14 protein-coding genes are annotated in these 15,407 nt (G+C 57.6%); 6 read left to right on the top strand and 8 right to left on the bottom strand.

Translation table 11 applies throughout. The features are described from left to right. Positions 1-198 precede the first annotated feature (198 nt). Together AC2IAX_RS13415 and AC2IAX_RS13410 are read left to right on the top strand one after the other, a co-directional pair. On the top strand, positions 199-378 hold the full coding sequence (locus AC2IAX_RS13415; RefSeq protein WP_494387928.1) for a hypothetical protein: 180 nt from the start codon (positions 199-201) through the stop codon (positions 376-378). Positions 379-431: 53 nt separating this feature from the next. Continuing rightward, positions 432-755: a XisI protein gene (locus AC2IAX_RS13410; RefSeq protein ID WP_494387927.1), complete on the top strand. Its 324-nt coding sequence runs from the start codon at positions 432-434 to the stop codon at positions 753-755. Positions 756-931: 176 nt separating this feature from the next. Here the strand turns inward: AC2IAX_RS13410 and AC2IAX_RS13405 are convergent, their stop codons facing one another. Together AC2IAX_RS13405 and AC2IAX_RS13400 are read right to left on the bottom strand one after the other, a co-directional pair. Further along, entirely contained in the window at positions 932-2,521 is a 1,590-nt protein-coding gene (locus AC2IAX_RS13405) for a glycoside hydrolase family 57 protein (RefSeq protein WP_494387926.1), read from the bottom strand. A 302-nt stretch (positions 2,522-2,823) separates the two neighbouring features. Next, positions 2,824-2,973, bottom strand: a complete 150-nt coding sequence (locus AC2IAX_RS13400) for a hypothetical protein (protein WP_494387925.1) — start codon at positions 2,971-2,973, stop codon at positions 2,824-2,826. Between the two features lie 35 nt (positions 2,974-3,008). Between AC2IAX_RS13400 and AC2IAX_RS13395 the strand changes: the two genes are divergently transcribed. Then, on the top strand, positions 3,009-3,407 hold the full coding sequence (locus tag AC2IAX_RS13395; protein WP_494387924.1) for a hypothetical protein: 399 nt from the start codon (positions 3,009-3,011) through the stop codon (positions 3,405-3,407). Between the two features lie 66 nt (positions 3,408-3,473). Here AC2IAX_RS13395 and AC2IAX_RS13390 read toward each other — a convergent pair whose 3' ends face one another. Further along, the gene (locus AC2IAX_RS13390; RefSeq protein WP_494387923.1) at positions 3,474-4,910 is read right to left on the bottom strand and encodes a sensor histidine kinase; all 1,437 of its coding nucleotides are present in this window, start codon (positions 4,908-4,910) and stop codon (positions 3,474-3,476) included. 656 nt (positions 4,911-5,566) lie between these two features. Between AC2IAX_RS13390 and AC2IAX_RS13385 the strand changes: the two genes are divergently transcribed. Continuing rightward, the gene (locus tag AC2IAX_RS13385; RefSeq protein WP_494387922.1) at positions 5,567-5,695 is read left to right on the top strand and encodes a hypothetical protein; all 129 of its coding nucleotides are present in this window, start codon (positions 5,567-5,569) and stop codon (positions 5,693-5,695) included. 15 nt (positions 5,696-5,710) lie between these two features. On the opposite strand, the gene AC2IAX_RS13380 is transcribed toward AC2IAX_RS13385, so the two are convergent. The 3 genes from AC2IAX_RS13380 to AC2IAX_RS13370 all read right to left on the bottom strand — a co-directional run bounded on the left by AC2IAX_RS13380 (position 5,711) and on the right by AC2IAX_RS13370 (position 10,593). After that, entirely contained in the window at positions 5,711-8,599 is a 2,889-nt protein-coding gene (locus AC2IAX_RS13380; RefSeq protein WP_494387921.1) for an EAL domain-containing protein, read from the bottom strand. Positions 8,600-8,807: 208 nt separating this feature from the next. After that, on the bottom strand, positions 8,808-9,899 hold the full coding sequence (locus AC2IAX_RS13375) for a metallophosphoesterase family protein (RefSeq protein ID WP_494387920.1): 1,092 nt from the start codon (positions 9,897-9,899) through the stop codon (positions 8,808-8,810). Between the two features lie 88 nt (positions 9,900-9,987). Beyond that, positions 9,988-10,593 (bottom strand): shikimate kinase, encoded by a 606-nt coding sequence (locus tag AC2IAX_RS13370; RefSeq protein ID WP_494387919.1) that lies wholly within the window; start codon positions 10,591-10,593, stop codon positions 9,988-9,990. Between the two features lie 112 nt (positions 10,594-10,705). Here AC2IAX_RS13370 and AC2IAX_RS13365 point away from each other — a divergent pair, with 112 nt between their 5' ends. Next, positions 10,706-11,593 carry an ABC transporter permease gene (locus AC2IAX_RS13365; protein WP_494387918.1) on the top strand — a complete coding sequence of 296 codons (888 nt, stop codon included), beginning with the start codon at positions 10,706-10,708 and terminating at the stop codon, positions 11,591-11,593. A 59-nt stretch (positions 11,594-11,652) separates the two neighbouring features. Continuing rightward, positions 11,653-13,002 (top strand): CHAT domain-containing protein, encoded by a 1,350-nt coding sequence (locus AC2IAX_RS13360; RefSeq protein ID WP_494387917.1) that lies wholly within the window; start codon positions 11,653-11,655, stop codon positions 13,000-13,002. Positions 13,003-13,157: 155 nt separating this feature from the next. Here AC2IAX_RS13360 and AC2IAX_RS13355 read toward each other — a convergent pair whose 3' ends face one another. Both AC2IAX_RS13355 and pyrG read right to left on the bottom strand, forming a co-directional pair. Then, complete coding sequence (locus AC2IAX_RS13355) at positions 13,158-13,598, bottom strand: hypothetical protein (protein ID WP_494387916.1); 441 nt, start codon at positions 13,596-13,598, stop codon at positions 13,158-13,160. Between the two features lie 45 nt (positions 13,599-13,643). Further along, positions 13,644-15,380, bottom strand: a complete 1,737-nt coding sequence (pyrG, locus tag AC2IAX_RS13350; RefSeq protein ID WP_494387915.1) for a CTP synthase — start codon at positions 15,378-15,380, stop codon at positions 13,644-13,646. Positions 15,381-15,407 lie beyond the last annotated feature (27 nt).

Here is a 15,407-nt window from a genome sequence, read left to right as displayed (position 1 = left end):
TCGACCCGGTTGGAGGGCGTACAGCGGTACGCCCCTACCCGATCGCCCCGGCCGAACCGTAGGGGCGCATCGCCATGCGCCCTCCGATACGCGAGATCTCCGTAATCCAATTCGTGACAAGCGATCGACCCTGGCGGAGGGCGTACGGCGGTACGCCCCTACCCGATCGACCCACCCAACCCGTAGGGGCGCATCGCCATGCGCCCTCCGATACGCGAGATCTGCGATCACCCATTCGTGGCAACCGATCGACCCGGTTGGAGGGCGTACAGCGGTACGCCCCTACCCGATCGCCCTTCCCGCCAAAAACCGGATCGGGATCCCGAGGGGCGATCGACGGTGCGTGGGAGACAAACCCGCCAAACCATTACCCCGTAAGCGTTCTCCCACACACCCTACCCGTCGGCCATTGATGCGGGAACATGGACAAAATGAACTACCCCCAACTGGTGCAACAGGCCCTCGACTATCACCACCAACACAGCCAAACCAGCAGCGACCTAGAAACCCACGCCATCTATGACCAACAACGCGATCGCTACCAACTGCTGCGATTTGGCTGGCAGGGGAGCGATCGCACCTTTGCCTGTGTGGCCTACGTGACGATCGAAAACGGCAAAATCTGGATTCACCGCGACTTCACCGAACCCGGCATCGCCCATCAACTGCTCGAACAAGGCATCCCCAAAACCGATATCGTCCTGGCTTTTCACGCCCCCAACCTGCGCCCCTACACCGAATTTGCCATCGGTTAACCCCCTCGCTGGGGGAACCCGATCGCCCCCTGATCGTCGCCAAAACCGACCAATTCCCGTCGGGGCGCATCGCCGTGCGCCCTCCGATCGGCGAGATCTCCACAAACCAATTCGTTTCCATGGATCGACCCGGTTGGCGGGCGTACGGCGGTACGCCCCTACCCGGCGCGGGGTGATTACAACGGGCGATAGACGCGGTAATTCACGTTGGGGAAGATGTTGTCGATCGCCTCCACCTTTTGCAGCCAGCCCGAATCCACCTTGCCCGCGCGAATATCGTCGTAGAGCTTCGTGAACCGCATCATGTGCGATCGCGTCCGGCGCACCGCGTAGGGAACCATTGTCCCCGTCCGCATAATGAACGCCCAATCCGATGACTGCGCCAACAGTAATTCCCGCGCCGCTTGATTCAGCGCCCGCCACTCCAGCTCATCGGCCGGCTCCAGTTTGGATAGCTCAATCATCCGCTCCGCGCCCTTGTGCAGGTGCGGATAAATCCAAGCGTTGGTGTCGTTCAGCCAATATTCATGGAAGCCCTTATAGCCCCAACTGGATTGGGACGGGCGACAAACTTGCTGGGTCGGCTGTTTCTGCAAATAATCCGACAGGTGGGTCATCTGGAAGGTGTTTTGGTCAAACCAAGACTTCCGGAACAGGAAATCCAGGAACCAAGGGCCCTCGTACCACCAGTGCCCAAACAGCTCCGCATCGTAGGGCGACACCACGATCGGGGGACGTTGCATCAACCCATTCAGATAGGAAACCTGTTGGCTGCGGTTGAACATGAAGTTGGTCGCATGTTCCGCCGCCTTTTCCCGCGCCCAGTAGGGATCGTAGAGCGCCTTATCGGACAGGCCCGCCGTGCGGCTAGTGATTTTGTGGTATTTGATGCCCACATTTTTTCGTTGGCCGTTGGGCATGATGTAGGGCTTGATGTAGTCGTAGTCAGCTTCCCAGCCGATGTCTTTGTAAAACTCTCGGTATTCGGCCGCGCCGGGATAGCCCACTTCGGAAGACCACACCTGTTGCGAAGATTCGTGGTCGCGGCCAAAGGCGGCCACTCCGGCTTCCGTGAAAATGGGCGAATAGGTACCGAAGCGAGGGCGGGGCCGAGCGTACAAAATCCCGTGGCCATCGGTGAGGAAGTAGCGCAGGCCGGCATCGGCCACCATCCGTTCCAGGCCTTCGTAGTAGGCGCATTCGGGCAGCCAAATGCCTTTGGGGGCGCGGCCGAAGTTTTCTTCGTAGTGGTCAACGGCCACTTTCAGTTGGGCCCACACGGCTTGGGGATACATCTTCATCAGGGGCAAATAGCCGTGGGTGGCCCCGCAGGTGATGATGTCGATGTTGCCGGAGTCTTGGAATTTCTTGAAGGCGGTGACGAGATCGCGATCGTACCGTTCCCAAAGTTCCCGCACTTCCTGGAATTCTTTGATGTAGTGCTCGGCCAGGTAGCGCAGGTGGCCGTTGAATTCATTGTGGACGTATTCTTTTTCGACGAGTTCTTGCAACTGAGCGAGGTGCTGATCGTAGCGGTCTTGCAAGAGGGGGTCGCGGAGCATGGACACCAGGGGCGGGGTCATGCTCATGGTGATTTTGAAGTCTACGCCATCGCGCTCGAGTCCTTCAAAGGCGCGTAACAGGGGGACGTAGGTTTCGGTGATGGCTTCGTAGAGCCACTCTTCCTCTAGAACGTAGTCGCTTTCGGGGTGCCGAACGAAGGGCAGGTGAGCGTGCAGGACGAGGGCGACATAGCCAAGGGTCATAGCAATTGTCCTAGAGCGCAATTAATAAGGCTGAGGCGATCGCTCGTGGGATCGCCCTGGCCGGATCGGCGTAAAGCTTGGCTTAAGCTTTAGCAGATTTTAAGGCGAAGTGCGACCGGGGGTAGGTCGTGAATTTGACCAGATGTTGGGCAATCGGGATCTATGGGGATCTGGGGGGATCTGTCGGGATCGGTTGGGATCGGTTGAAGTCTCGGGAGATCCCAGGCAGAAGGGCAGCAAACAACCCCCTGGCCACTGTAGACGGGGAGACGGCGTGAACTAACGGTGTGCGCCGGGCGTTGTTAATCAATGGGCTGGCGATCACAGGCGATCGGGTGTTGGCTTTCGATCGCTGGGGAGGGGTTCGGCTGCCCGTTCGCAGCGTGGCTGGGCGGTTGCTCCCAATCAGCGTTGGCCGCGCCAGAATGGAGATGATTCCAGTTGTGCTCCATGGGCCACCCTGCGCCGAGCACAAGGAGCAAAACCCATGCGTTTAAGCCTGATGGGCGATTCCCTCAGAATTGACTTGGAGGGTTGGGAAAAGCTGTGGGCTTTTCATTGGCCCCTTTATTTGGAAGTCCCGATCGCGCAAATTCAAGCCGTGCAGTTGGGAGCACCGCCCAGCGACTGGCGAGAACTGCGTGCGCCGGGTACGTTTCTGCCGGGTGTGATCAAAGCAGGAACCTATTACACAAGGCGTGGCCGGGAGTTTTGGTATGCCACTCATGATGGCGGAGAGTTTCTGACGTTGAGGCTGACGGGTCATCAATACGCTCAGGTGGTGTTGACGCTGCCGGATGCGGCTGACTGGCAACAGCGCATCGATCGAGTCATCCCGCCGCCGACTCCCGTGGGCTTGGAGCAACTCCAGTTTGGCTCGCTCTAGCTTTGGCCCGCCCTAGCTTGGATCGCGATCGCCCATGGACGACTGGCGCTGGGCCCAGGTTGGCGATCAGAATTCGGCGGTGAGGGGCAACCACACTTCAAAACTGGTGCCGGGTAAATCGAAGGGGCGATCGGGATAGGTTTCTGGCCAACGGGGCGATCGCAATCGGAGGTGGCCCCCATGGCGCGCAATGATTTCGTGGGTGATGGCCAGACCCAGGCCTGTTCCTTTCCCGATCGGCTTGGTGGTGAAAAAGGTCTCAAAGATTTTGGTCTGAATGGCTTCGGGAATGCCGGGGCCGTTGTCGGCAATTTCCACCATCACCCAGCCCGTCACATCCATGGTGCGGGGTTCCACCGCCGCGATCGAGGCCGGCTCGATCGCCGCCAAATCCGCCGGCAACTCGTTCATGCATTGGGTGCGAATCATGATTGTCGGCTGCCAGCGTTGTCGCTCCAGTGGCGGAATTTGGTTTTGCACCTCCAGCAGCGCATCCACCGCATTGGCCAGCAGGTTCATAAACACTTGGCTCAGGTGTCCCGACTGGCAAGCCACCAGGGGCAATTCTCCATAGGTGCGGATCACTTCCACCCCTTCTCGCAGGCGGTTGTTGAGCACGATCAGAGTGCTCTCAATACAATCGTGCAGGTCGGCAGCCTTGAAGTTTTCCGACCCCACATGGGAAAAGCTTTGGAGACCGGCAACGGTTTTTTTCAGTTTGTCTGCCCCGATCGCCATGCTATCGATCAGTTTGGGCAAGTCCTCCCGCAGGAAGTCAAACTCCATGGTCGATCGCAACCGTTGCAAGGTCTCGGGAACTTCCGGCAGCAGGGCTTCGTAGGCCGTCACCAGCTCAATCAAATCTCGGGCGTATTGGGTCAGATAAACCACATTGCCCGAAATGAAATTCACCGGATTTTTAATTTCATGGGAAATGCCCGCCACCATCCGCCCCAGGCTGGCCATCTTCTCCGCTTGAATCACCTGAGCGCGGGTCTGTTCTTGAATCCGTTGCATGGCTAGCTCGTGAATTTGAGATTGAGCCACCAGCAACTGGTGAATATCCAGCAGACAATAGCAGCCTTCCTGGGATTCCACCGCCAACGGTTCATAGAGCAAATCGGGCGATCGCTCCAGGGCCGCCCGCCCCGCCTGCACCACGAGCGTGCTGCCCGACAACACCAACAGCGGCACATGGGCGTATTGATACATTACGCGCAGGGGCCGATGTAGAAATAACTCCGGGCCGTATTGCCGGCTCAGGTGCTTAAAAAAACGCCGCCGCGACAGCAGCCCCGCAAAGGCTCCTCGATCGAGCAATACGGCCCCTGGCAGCAGGGGATCCGCCTCCAAGGCTTGGGCCAGCTCAATTCCCGGCTGTGACAAATCCATGGCAAAGCAGGATAGGCACAGGTCATTGAGCGTGGACTCCAAATTCAGCGAGGCAGCAAGATTGGGCAGCACAGCCGGAGCAGCCATGGTTGAAGTGGAAGTGGCAAGCATAGGAAATGAGGGTGCAGAGGGACGGGCGAGCAGCCAACAGGCTCAGAGCATTGCACAGGGGGCTTTGGGCCAATCTCGGGGCCGAGATTTCATGGGGAAAAATGAATCAGGCTGGCACGCTCGATCGAAATCGCCTTAGATAGCCCATACAACCCCAAGAAAATCCAGTGTTGATCAACTAATTGCCTTGGCCAAGGGCCTCGGTCAATTGATTCAGTTTAATGAATCGATCGCTTGGAATCGGGGTCTTAAGATTACTTGGTTGCAGGTAAGCGTTCCCGACTTCTATCCTTTTCAAGGCTAACATCTTACAGCAGGAAAGACAGAAAAGATCTACCATAAAATCTTGTCAAAGCATCTGATTTCAATCAGCCCAGCGTTTTCAGGGCAAGGCTTTGCCGTGACAGCAAGTTCATTATTGAATCGTCGGTTCAAGAGATCTTCATGATCTTTTTTGGGGATATTTTTAGGAAATGGGCTAAGGGAATTTTTATTGAAATTTGGTCTGTTGATAATATGCGTTTAACCAATATTTAAACAAATGACAGTAACAATCTTTTCTGCGCTAGGTTTTGCTACCTGGAGCTGTGGCGGCCTTGTTCGATCCTGATTGTTCGATTTTGATTGCCCGATCTTGAGGTTCAGCACTACTTTCAGTGCTGTTTTTGGTGCTGAGCCATGGGTTCGATCGCGCTCTGTTCGATCGCGTTCTTGAGCCAATTCCCGATCGAGGTTTGGATATCGCCATTCGATCGGGAATCGATCAGACCCGATCGCGACCATGAGGGTTAATCAGCAACCTAGCAAAGGGGATGGCGAGCCGATTGGGAACGGGGCAAGGAACGAATGGCCGGTGGCAATCCGGCATTGAGAAACAGACCGGCTTCCTCGGCGGGCACGGCTCTGGAGAATAAATAGCCCTGGCCAAAGCCGCAGCCCAAGTCTCGCAGGTGATCAATTTGGGGCTGGGTTTCAATGCCCTCGGCAATGACGCTGAGGCCCAAATCGTTGGCTAAACCGATGACGGCACGGACGATCGCCGCGTCGCGCTGATTTTCGAGCATGGCTTGAATGAACGATCGCTCGATTTTGATCGAGTCGATCGGGAATTCCCGCAAATAGTTGAGGGAGCAGTAGCCCGTGCCAAAGTCATCGAGGCAAATTTTAATCCGCCGTTCCCGCAGTCGATCGAGACAGGCGCGGCTGGCGTTGGGATCCAGCGCCAAGGAGGTTTCGGTGATCTCTAGGCGCAGTTCATAGCCTTCCAGATCGTAGGCATCCATCAGCACTTCAATCAGGTCGGCCAATTCGGGAACCAGTTGCCGGGCCGAAAGGTTGACATTCACCCAAATGGGGAACACTTCGGGCATTTGGGTTTTCCAGATGGCAATTTGCTTGCAAGCGGACTGCAACACCCAATTCCCGATCGGGACGATCGCCCCGCGATCTTCCGCCAACCCAATGAAAGAAGCGGGCATCATTAACCCGTGGCGCGGGTGTTGCCAACGAATCAGGCTTTCAAACCCCACAATCGATCGGGAGTCGAGGGAAACAATCGGTTGGTAATGCAAACAAAATTCCCGCCGCTCGATCGCCCAGCGCAAATCCGTTTCCAGTTGCAAGAGCTGTTCCGTGTCCGATTGCAGGGCCGCATCAAAAATCACAAAACTGCCATTTCGCTGTTGTTTGGCCCGATGCAAGGCCGCATCCGCATCGCGCAAAATCCGATAGGGCTGGTCGGGGCGCGAATCTCCGTGGGAATCGGGGCGGCAAACAATGCCCATGCTCGCTTGCAAAAACACATCGCGCCCATCCACCACAAAGGGATCGCGAAACACATCCTGAAGGCGGTGGGCGGCGGCCTTGGCGGCTGCCAACTGCCCCTCGTCGGAGGTGGCGGCGGACTCCACCAACACCACAAACTCATCACCCCCCGTGCGAGCCAGCACGTAATCGGGGGAAATGGCCTTTTCCAAACGGCCCGCCAGCATCATCAGCAGCCGATCGCCCACCCAATAGCCCAGACTGTTGTTAATCCGTTTGAAGCCGTCAATATCCAAGAACAACAACACAAAGCGAAACTGCGGATCGCGCCGCCCCCGAGACACCGCTTCCACCAACCGCTCCAAAAACCAAGACCGATTCCACAGGCCCGTCAGCACATCATGGGAGGAGTTGTATTGCAATTGGGCTTCTACCCATTTGCGGGAGGTGATGTCTAGCAGGCATCCTTCGTAATAGAGCAATCGTCCGTTGCGATCGCGCACGGCCTGGGCCCGTTGATCCACCCAAATACGTTGGCCGTCTTGGCAATAGACCTGACATTCAAAGTTGCAAGCATCCTGACTTTGTTCCAACAGCTCCAGAAAGCGCACTTCATCGGCCGGGCGCACATAGAGGCGGCGATCGGTGGCATTCAGGGCCCGCAGGGCCGCCTCAGGAGACTCATAGCCCAAAATGGCCGCAAAGGCAGGATTGGCATGGAGATAGCGACCATCGGGAGACACCTGAAAAATTCCCTCGATCGCCCGTTCAAATAGGTTGCGGTAGCGGGCTTCGGCCTGTTTGTGCTGCAAAATGGGCCCCAGTTGGGCGGTGACGATCGCCAACCGGTTCAGCAAGGTTAAGTCCCGCTCTCGGGGGCTGGTGGCAAACAAAGTCAGCACCGCCAACACCTGATCGCCGGTCAGAATGGGCAACACCACGCTCGATCGCAAGCCCACCCCCAGGGCCATTTGGCTGCGGCTGCAATGGTCGATCGACTCCAGCTCGTAGTTGCTGATCCATTCCGGGCGTTTGGTTTGCCAAACTCGTCCCGGTGGCTGGCAACCCAGTTTCAGGGTCAAATCCAAGCTAGCCTGCCGAAACAAGTTCACCCCCTCGATCGCACAGAACCAAGCGGGGCTGCAAACCAACGACGCACCATCCAGGCTGGGCACCCAAGCTTCGCCCGCAACCCAGCCGGTTTCTTGGCCCAACACTTGCAACGCTTCTTCCAAAGCGGAGTCAAAATCAGCCGCCGCACTGGTCACGGCCACAACCCGGTTCCACAAATCGGCATAGGCCGGGGATTGGGCTTCGGCTAAGGATGAAGCTGCCGCCGCAGCAGCGGTGGAAGGGCAAGATTCCGCGCTGGCTGCACCACCCATGGGCCCCATGGAACGGTTGCCCCCCTGCACCACCCCATCACCCAAGGCCTCAGGATTGGCATGGGCCAGAAAACGGGGCAATCGGAGCGATCGGGGAAATTGGGGCGATCGAACCCGAGGCCAGCGCCACCGGCCCAACGAACCAGGAACCGCCCCCAAGGAATCCGCCGCCATCAGGCTTGGATCCAAAACCTTCAGCAGGCGATGGCGCAAGAGGCGATCGCTCAGCCACAGCACCAGGGACAAACCCGTTAAGCCCAGGGGGCCCCACAATTCCGTGTAGGGGCTGCGAGGCGGCAATTCTGCGGGCCAAGGGGTTGTGGGCGTTGGGCCGGTTCCCAAATCTTGGGGCGATCGCGCCATAGCCGATCGCCCCACCCCCTCAACACAACCCAAGCAGACCACCAAGGCCACAGCCAACCCTAACGGGAGAACCGATCGTTGCGGACGACTTTTACCCCCCGGCCGCCGGATTCGGCAGCTCGATCGGTGATTTTGTTGACTGCGCACTACACCCCAACCATTTCGTCCTTGAGTCATGCCTGCCCCTACTTATCAGCGACATCAGCCCTAGTTTTGGTAATCCCGGGCCGTCGTTTTTGAGTGCTAGCCAGCCATCGCTCATCGATCGTCTACCCCATGGTCGATCGGGAATAACCCAACCAACGCTTTGCAGAATTGGCGAAAAATCGATTGGCGTTTGGGATTAGCGTTCAATTTTTCGCGCCCAGCTTTTAGTGTCCTCTATTTAAATTGTGACCTTCAAAGCATGATCTTTGGCCAGTCGTTGATCGCGCCGCACCAACCGACCGTTAAACCCAACAATTTCCCGAGGTAGCTGATCATCACGCAGGGAGCGGAAAGGATTGAGTTGATAACTGCTATACCGCAAATTGGGAGATCCAAACCGTGCATCAATGACGGTCAAAGTGCGGATTGGAGTGCTAGAGGTGCCCAGCCACGATCGCGCACCGCCTCCCAAACATCCCAGGTGTAATAGATCGACCGTACCCATGCGCGCCGGAAAGTAAGCATGGTGATGGCCCGTGATGTAGGCCGTGACTTGGGCCCGTTCCAAGAGCGATTGCACTGGAGCCGTATCTCGCAACACATTTCCCGGCTGGTTGCGTTGGGGAGTAACCGCATGGAGTGGCATATGACCCAACAACAATCGCACCTGGGCTGCTCGGCCGACTTCTGAGGTAAACAACTGTTCAGCCCGTAATAATTGTTCCGTACTAATGACGGGCCCCGAAGCATCCCAGGAGACAATTAGGGCATTTCCCATCCGAAATGCATAAAAAAAAGGGAACCAGGCATCATCCACCCAGTCCCAATTCATTGTTGATCGCTGCCTTCGCCAATAGGCTGCGGCTTCGTTTCGATCGAGTGCATATTTAAAAGTTCGATCGGGCAAGGTGATGTTTGAAGCGTCGTGATTGCCCAAGGTGAACGCAAAGGGAATCCCCCCTTGGCGCAGCGGTTGATAGATGGTGCGATCGAACCCGGCCCACATGGCTTGGAACTGCGATCGGGTGAGGCCCAGCTTTTGGCCCGCCACCATGTCCCCGCCACAAACCACCAAATCCGGCTGCCAGCGCTGAATCAGGGCGATCGCCTGATGAACCTCCGCGCGGTAATCCGTTTCGCCATAGCCATTGTTCAGATCGCTGATGGCAATGATCCGCAAATCACCCCGATCGGGCGGGGGCGTTTGCTCCAAATTGGGAGGACTTTGGGCCCAGGTGCGATCGGCCCGTTGCAGCCAGGTCGCCGCCCCCGTGGCCAGCACACCACCGGCCAATAGATTTTGAACAAACTGACGACGGGATTGAGTCACAATGACGGCCTCTGGGGGGTAATCAACCGTGATTGATTAACTTGCTTGATTAACTTGCTTGATTAACTTGACTGATTAACTTGCTTGATTAATTTTCGGTGGAGCCAGTCACCTCCGGCCGCAAGACTCCGCGAATGCCCACCAGAATTTGATCCACCACTTGGGCGGGGGACTGCTCCGGCTCGATCGCCACTTGCAAGTCCGCTTGGGCATATTGGGCCGATCGACGATCGCGCAATTCCGCCAAGGCCGCCACCGGGTCGGACGACTGCAACAGGGGCCGCTGGGCAATTTCGGCCGGATCCGCCTGCAAGCGGCCCACGATCGTTTCCAGGGCTGGATCTAACCAAATCACCAATCCATGGCGCAAATAACCCCAATTTTCCGGTTGGGTGACAATGCCGCCCCCGGTTGCCACCACCAATCGCTTATAGGCGGACAGTTGCGCCAAAACCTGAGTTTCCAGTTGGCGAAAGGCCGCCTCGCCTTCGGTAGCAAAAATTTGGGCGATCGACTGGCCCGCAGCCTGCTCAATCAACTGATCTGTGTCAAAAAAGCGATAATCCAGGGCGGCAGCTAACTGGCGGCCGGTGCTGCTTTTTCCTGCCCCCATTAGCCCGACTAAATACAGACTGGTGCCCCGAATCAAGGTGGCGAGATGTTGGGGATTGGGTGGATCGGAAAAGTCAGTCATGGGACAAGGCAAAAAATGGTGCGGTCTATCGTGCGGTTGCTATAGAACACGATAGGGCAGGACAGAGCAAGGCAGAACTAGACAAAATTAGACAAAACTACGAACCAGGTCAATGAATCACTCGGAAAGTCTGTGGGAGGCGGCTTGGCGACGATTTTGTCGCGATCGGCTGGCCCTGTTTGGGCTAATTTGCCTGGGGGCGATCGGGTTGGCGGCCCTGGTGGGCCCGTGGCTCTATCCCCTTTCGCCCACGGACTTGGACTATGGCCGTGCCTACCAAGGCCCCAGCCTGGCCCATTGGTTGGGCACGAACGATCGGGGGCAGGATTTGTTGGCGCGGGTGCTGTCCGGTGGGCGGGTGTCCCTGACGGTGGGCATTGCCTCGATGCTGGTGGCGGTCACCCTGGGCACGACGATCGGGGCGGTGGCGGGGTTCTATGGCGGCTGGGTGGATGGGCTGTTGATGCGGCTCACGGATTTGTTTTTGGCCTTGCCTCAGTTGCCCCTGTTGTTGCTGCTGATTTATCTGTTTCGGGAACCGTTGCGGGCGATCGCGGGGCCAGAATTGGGGATTTTTCTGCTGGTGATTGGGGCGATCGGCGGGCTGAACTGGATGAGCGTGGCGCGGTTAATTCGGGCTAATTTCCTGACCCTGCGAGAACGCAATTTCGTGTTGGCGGCCTATGCCTTGGGGGCCCGATCGGGGTGGTTAATTTGGCGGCATATTTTGCCCAACGCGATCGGCCCGGCCATTGTTGCGGCTTCCTTGGCGGTGGGCACGGCCATTTTGACGGAATCGACCCTGAACTTTTTGGGGCTGGGGTTTCCGCCCGATGTGCCCACTTGGGGGCGAATGCTCTACGATGCCCAGAATTTTTTGGAAACCGCGCCGCATATGGCCATTTTTCCGGGGCTGGCGATTTTTATGACGGTTTTAAGCGCCAATTTCATCGGGGATGGGCTGCGGGATGCGATTGACCCACAACAGCGATCGTCCTGAGGTCGCCCTGACGATCGCCCAGTTACCCTGTTTGAATAGGAACAGCGTTTTCATTACCCATGGGCGATCGCATGATTCGACAGTTGACGGCGAGCCTGGCAGCCGTAATGGTGGGCAGCACGATCGCGCCGCCGGGTTGGGCCAGCCAGCCCAGCGAACCCGTCACCCCCGCCAACGTGGTCAACAAAATCGAAGCGTTGTGGGAGGGGGAATACGAACGTCAATTCAACCGCGACTTACCCGCCCGACGCATTTCGGCGGCGATTGTCTCGGAGCAGTTGCGGGAAATGGAACGGCGCACCGGCCAGCGATCGGCGCTGCTGTACATGATGCCCCGGGACAACGATGTGGAATTGGTGTTGGTCACCGGCCGCAGCGAACCCAGAATTGAAATCATTCCCGGCGCGTCCCAAGCAACCGTCAATGAAGCGGTGAAGCTGCTGACCGTTGCGATCACCAATCCGGTGCAGCGGAACGGGGTGAACTATTTACCCTATGCAAGACGCTTGCACAATTGGCTAATTGCCCCGATCGAGTCACAGCTCCAGGCGGAAGGGATTGAGCTGCTGATTTTTTGCCCTGGGGAGGGGCTGCGATCGGCTCCCTTGGCAGCCCTGCACGATGGCCAGCGCTTTTTGATTGAAAAATACGCGATCGCTCGAATTCCCGGCTTCAGTCTCTTTGATCCACAAGCGGGCAACCTCCAGCGATCGCGGGTGCTGGCCATGGGCGCTTCGCAATTTGAAGACACCACCAACCTCAGTCCCTTGCCCGGCGTGCCGATCGAGCTGGAAGCAATTGTGGGCAACGGCGATCGGCCCGGTCTGTGGCCCGGTCGTTATTTCTTGAACAATCAGTTCACCTTGGGCGCATTGCAACGGGAACGCCAACGCAGCGACTACGGCATTGTGCATTTGGCGACCCATGCGGAATTCAAAGCCGGTCGCCCCGAAGCGTCGTTTATTCAGTTTTGGCAAGAGCGATTGAGCTTGGCACAAATCCAGGCGATCGACTGGATCAGCAAGCCGGTGGAATTGTTGGTGCTCAGCGCCTGTCGAACCGCCGTGGGCGATCGGGAGGCGGAGTTGGGCTTTGCGGGCATGGCGATCGCGTCCGGGGTCAAAGCCTCGATCGCCAGTCTTTGGTACGTGAGCGATCGGGGAACCCTGGCCCTGATGAACGAGTTTTATCGCCAATTGCGCCAGGCCCCCACCAAGTCAGAAGCCCTGCGCCAAGCCCAATTGGCCCTCCTGCGCGGCCAGGTGCGCATTGAGGGCAATGAGTTACGCGGCTCCGGGGCCCGGGGTGGCACGGTGTTTCTGCCGCCGGATATTGCGGCCACCGGTCAGGAACTGCTATCGCACCCCTACTATTGGGCCGCGTTCACCGTCATCGGCAATCCTTGGTAGCGTCTGGCCCCGCAAAGGATGCCTAAACAGCCACCATCACAACTCTGTGCGCCCCCAAGATCAACCCAGACAAGGGGCTTAAGCCCCTTGCCCCCAGGACGGTTGATGCTTGGATTGATGCTTATGTTGGTATCGATCAATCGCCCATCAGAGGGTCAATCGCCCATCAGGGGGTCGATCGCCCCGGGGCCCGTAATGCATTTAGTGATGTAGTCATTCACTAGGTGATAGGCTTCGGCGTTGAGTTCCGGGTGCAACACCATGTCTTGGCCATTGTCCGGCAACCAAAACACCAGCCGCCCATTAGCCGATCGGGAAAAGGCCCGAATCGTTTTCAGATTGATGGTGTATTCCCGTCGATCGTAAACCAAACTCACCCAGTAACAGTCGGCGTTGGCATCCGGCAGGCGATCGATAAATTCCATCACCTGCCGGTAGGCCGTTGGATGATCCTGGGGAACCAAGACAACGGGCATGGCAGAGTCCGGCAGCCAAAACGAGATCCGCTGGCTGCTGTCACGCGCAAAAAACCGAATACTCGCCAAATTCACGAGATATTCGTTGCGTTCGTAGGAAAACTGAATCCAATGTGCCACAGCCGCGCGATCGCCCGAACGACATCAACCTTACTCTACAAGACTCTACAAGTTCGCCAGTTCCGCCTCTGCATTACTGGCAAAAGTGGACAGGGGATCTTCTGCCGGATCCTCCATGGCATTCACCACCTCTAGGGATGCCAAAGCCGGTTCCGGCGGGGCGATCGGGGCTGGGCTGCTGGGCGCTTGTCGGGCGATCGCTGCTTGCACAAACCCCAAAAACAGGGGATGGGGCCGGTTGGGCCGCGACAAAAACTCCGGGTGAAACTGCGTGGCCAAAAAGAACGGATGGCTTGGCAGTTCCACAATTTCCGCCAGCCGACCATCCAACGATGTGCCGCTAATGCGGTAGCCGGTTTCAATCACCTGCGATCGATAGGAATTGTTGAACTCATAGCGATGGCGGTGGCGCTCATACACCACCTCCTTGCCATAGAGCCGGTGGGCCAAACTGTCGGGTTGCACTTGGCAGGGATATAGCCCCAGGCGCATCGTGCCGCCCAAGTCCACCACGTCTTCCTGTTCCGGCAACAGCCCAATCACGGGATTTTCGCATTGGGAATCAAATTCCGCGCTGTTGGCCCCCGGCAGGCCGGCCACATTGCGGGCCCACTCAATCATGGAACATTGCATTCCCAGACAGAGGCCCAGGAAGGGAATGTGGTTTTCGCGGGCGTAGCGGATGGCGGCGATTTTGCCGTCAATGCCTCGAATCCCAAACCCACCGGGCACCACGATGCCGTCCACGTCGCTGAGGTATTTTTCGGGGCCCTCGTTTTCCAGGTCTTCGGAACTGACCCAACGGATGCTGAGTTCGCTGTGGGTGTCGATCGCGCTGTGGCGCAAGGCTTCCACCACGGACAGATAGGCATCGCTGAGGCTGACATATTTACCCACGATCGCCACGGTCACGGTGCGCACAGGGTTATGCAGGCGATCGACCAAATTTCGCCAACGACTCAGATCCGGCTGGCGAGGCTCCATCCCCAAAAGATTGAGGGCCTGGTGGGCGAGGCCCTCCTCTTCCAAACTCAGGGGCACATCATAGATGCTGGGCTTGTCCATGGCCGGAATCACGCAGCTTTCGGGCACATCGCAAAATTCCGACAGCTTGGCCCGTTGGTTGGCCGGTAAGGGCTGAGAACACCGACAAACAATGATGTCAGGCTGAATCCCGATCGATCGTAACTCCTTCACCGAATGTTGCGTGGGCTTGGTTTTCGTTTCGCCCGCCGCCGGAATCCAAGGAATCAGCGTCACATGGACATAGAGCACATTGTTGCGCCCCGCATCCTTCCGGAACTGGCGCACCGCCTCCAGGTAGGGCAGCGACTCAATATCCCCCACGGTTCCGCCAATTTCCGAAATCACTACGTCGGAGTTGGTGTTGCGGGCCACCCGATGGATGCGATCGCGAATTTCCCCCGTGATGTGGGGAATCACCTGCACCGTGCCGCCGTTGTAGTCGCCGCGCCGCTCCTTGTTCAGCACCGATTGATAGATTTGGCCGGTGGTGACACTGTTGAGCCGCGACATGTCCGTATCGGTGAAGCGCTCATAGTGGCCCAAGTCTAGGTCGGTTTCGGCTCCGTCGCCGGTCACGAAGACTTCGCCGTGTTGAAACGGACTCATCGTGCCGGGGTCAACGTTGATGTAGGGGTCGAGCTTGAGAATGGAAACCGAGTAATTCCGAGACTTGAGCAGCCGACCGAGACTGGCGGCGACGATTCCCTTGCCAATGCTGGAAACGACACCACCGGTTACGAAGATGAATTTGGTCATGGCTGGCAAAAATTTTGGTGCTTGTAG

The sequence above is a fragment of the Limnothrix sp. HT2024 genome (assembly GCF_059138625.1).
The sequence above is the reverse complement of the archived record's forward strand: the minus strand, read 5'-3'. Positions and strand labels throughout refer to the sequence as shown.

Excerpts from the sequence above, each read along its gene's own strand:
- AC2IAX_RS13415 (WP_494387928.1), top strand. The coding sequence starts at position 199 with ATGCGCCCTCCGATACGCGAGATCTGCGATCACCCATTCGTGGCAACC.
- AC2IAX_RS13410 (WP_494387927.1), top strand. The coding sequence starts at position 432 with ATGAACTACCCCCAACTGGTGCAACAGGCCCTCGACTATCACCACCAA.
- AC2IAX_RS13405 (WP_494387926.1), bottom strand. The coding sequence starts at position 2,521 with ATGACCCTTGGCTATGTCGCCCTCGTCCTGCACGCTCACCTGCCCTTC.
- AC2IAX_RS13400 (WP_494387925.1), bottom strand. The coding sequence starts at position 2,973 with ATGGAGCACAACTGGAATCATCTCCATTCTGGCGCGGCCAACGCTGAT.
- AC2IAX_RS13395 (WP_494387924.1), top strand. The coding sequence starts at position 3,009 with ATGCGTTTAAGCCTGATGGGCGATTCCCTCAGAATTGACTTGGAGGGT.
- AC2IAX_RS13390 (WP_494387923.1), bottom strand. The coding sequence starts at position 4,910 with ATGCTTGCCACTTCCACTTCAACCATGGCTGCTCCGGCTGTGCTGCCC.
- AC2IAX_RS13380 (WP_494387921.1), bottom strand. The coding sequence starts at position 8,599 with ATGACTCAAGGACGAAATGGTTGGGGTGTAGTGCGCAGTCAACAAAAT.
- AC2IAX_RS13370 (WP_494387919.1), bottom strand. The coding sequence starts at position 10,593 with ATGACTGACTTTTCCGATCCACCCAATCCCCAACATCTCGCCACCTTG.
- AC2IAX_RS13365 (WP_494387918.1), top strand. The coding sequence starts at position 10,706 with ATGAATCACTCGGAAAGTCTGTGGGAGGCGGCTTGGCGACGATTTTGT.
- AC2IAX_RS13360 (WP_494387917.1), top strand. The coding sequence starts at position 11,653 with ATGGGCGATCGCATGATTCGACAGTTGACGGCGAGCCTGGCAGCCGTA.
- pyrG (WP_494387915.1), bottom strand. The coding sequence starts at position 15,380 with ATGACCAAATTCATCTTCGTAACCGGTGGTGTCGTTTCCAGCATTGGC.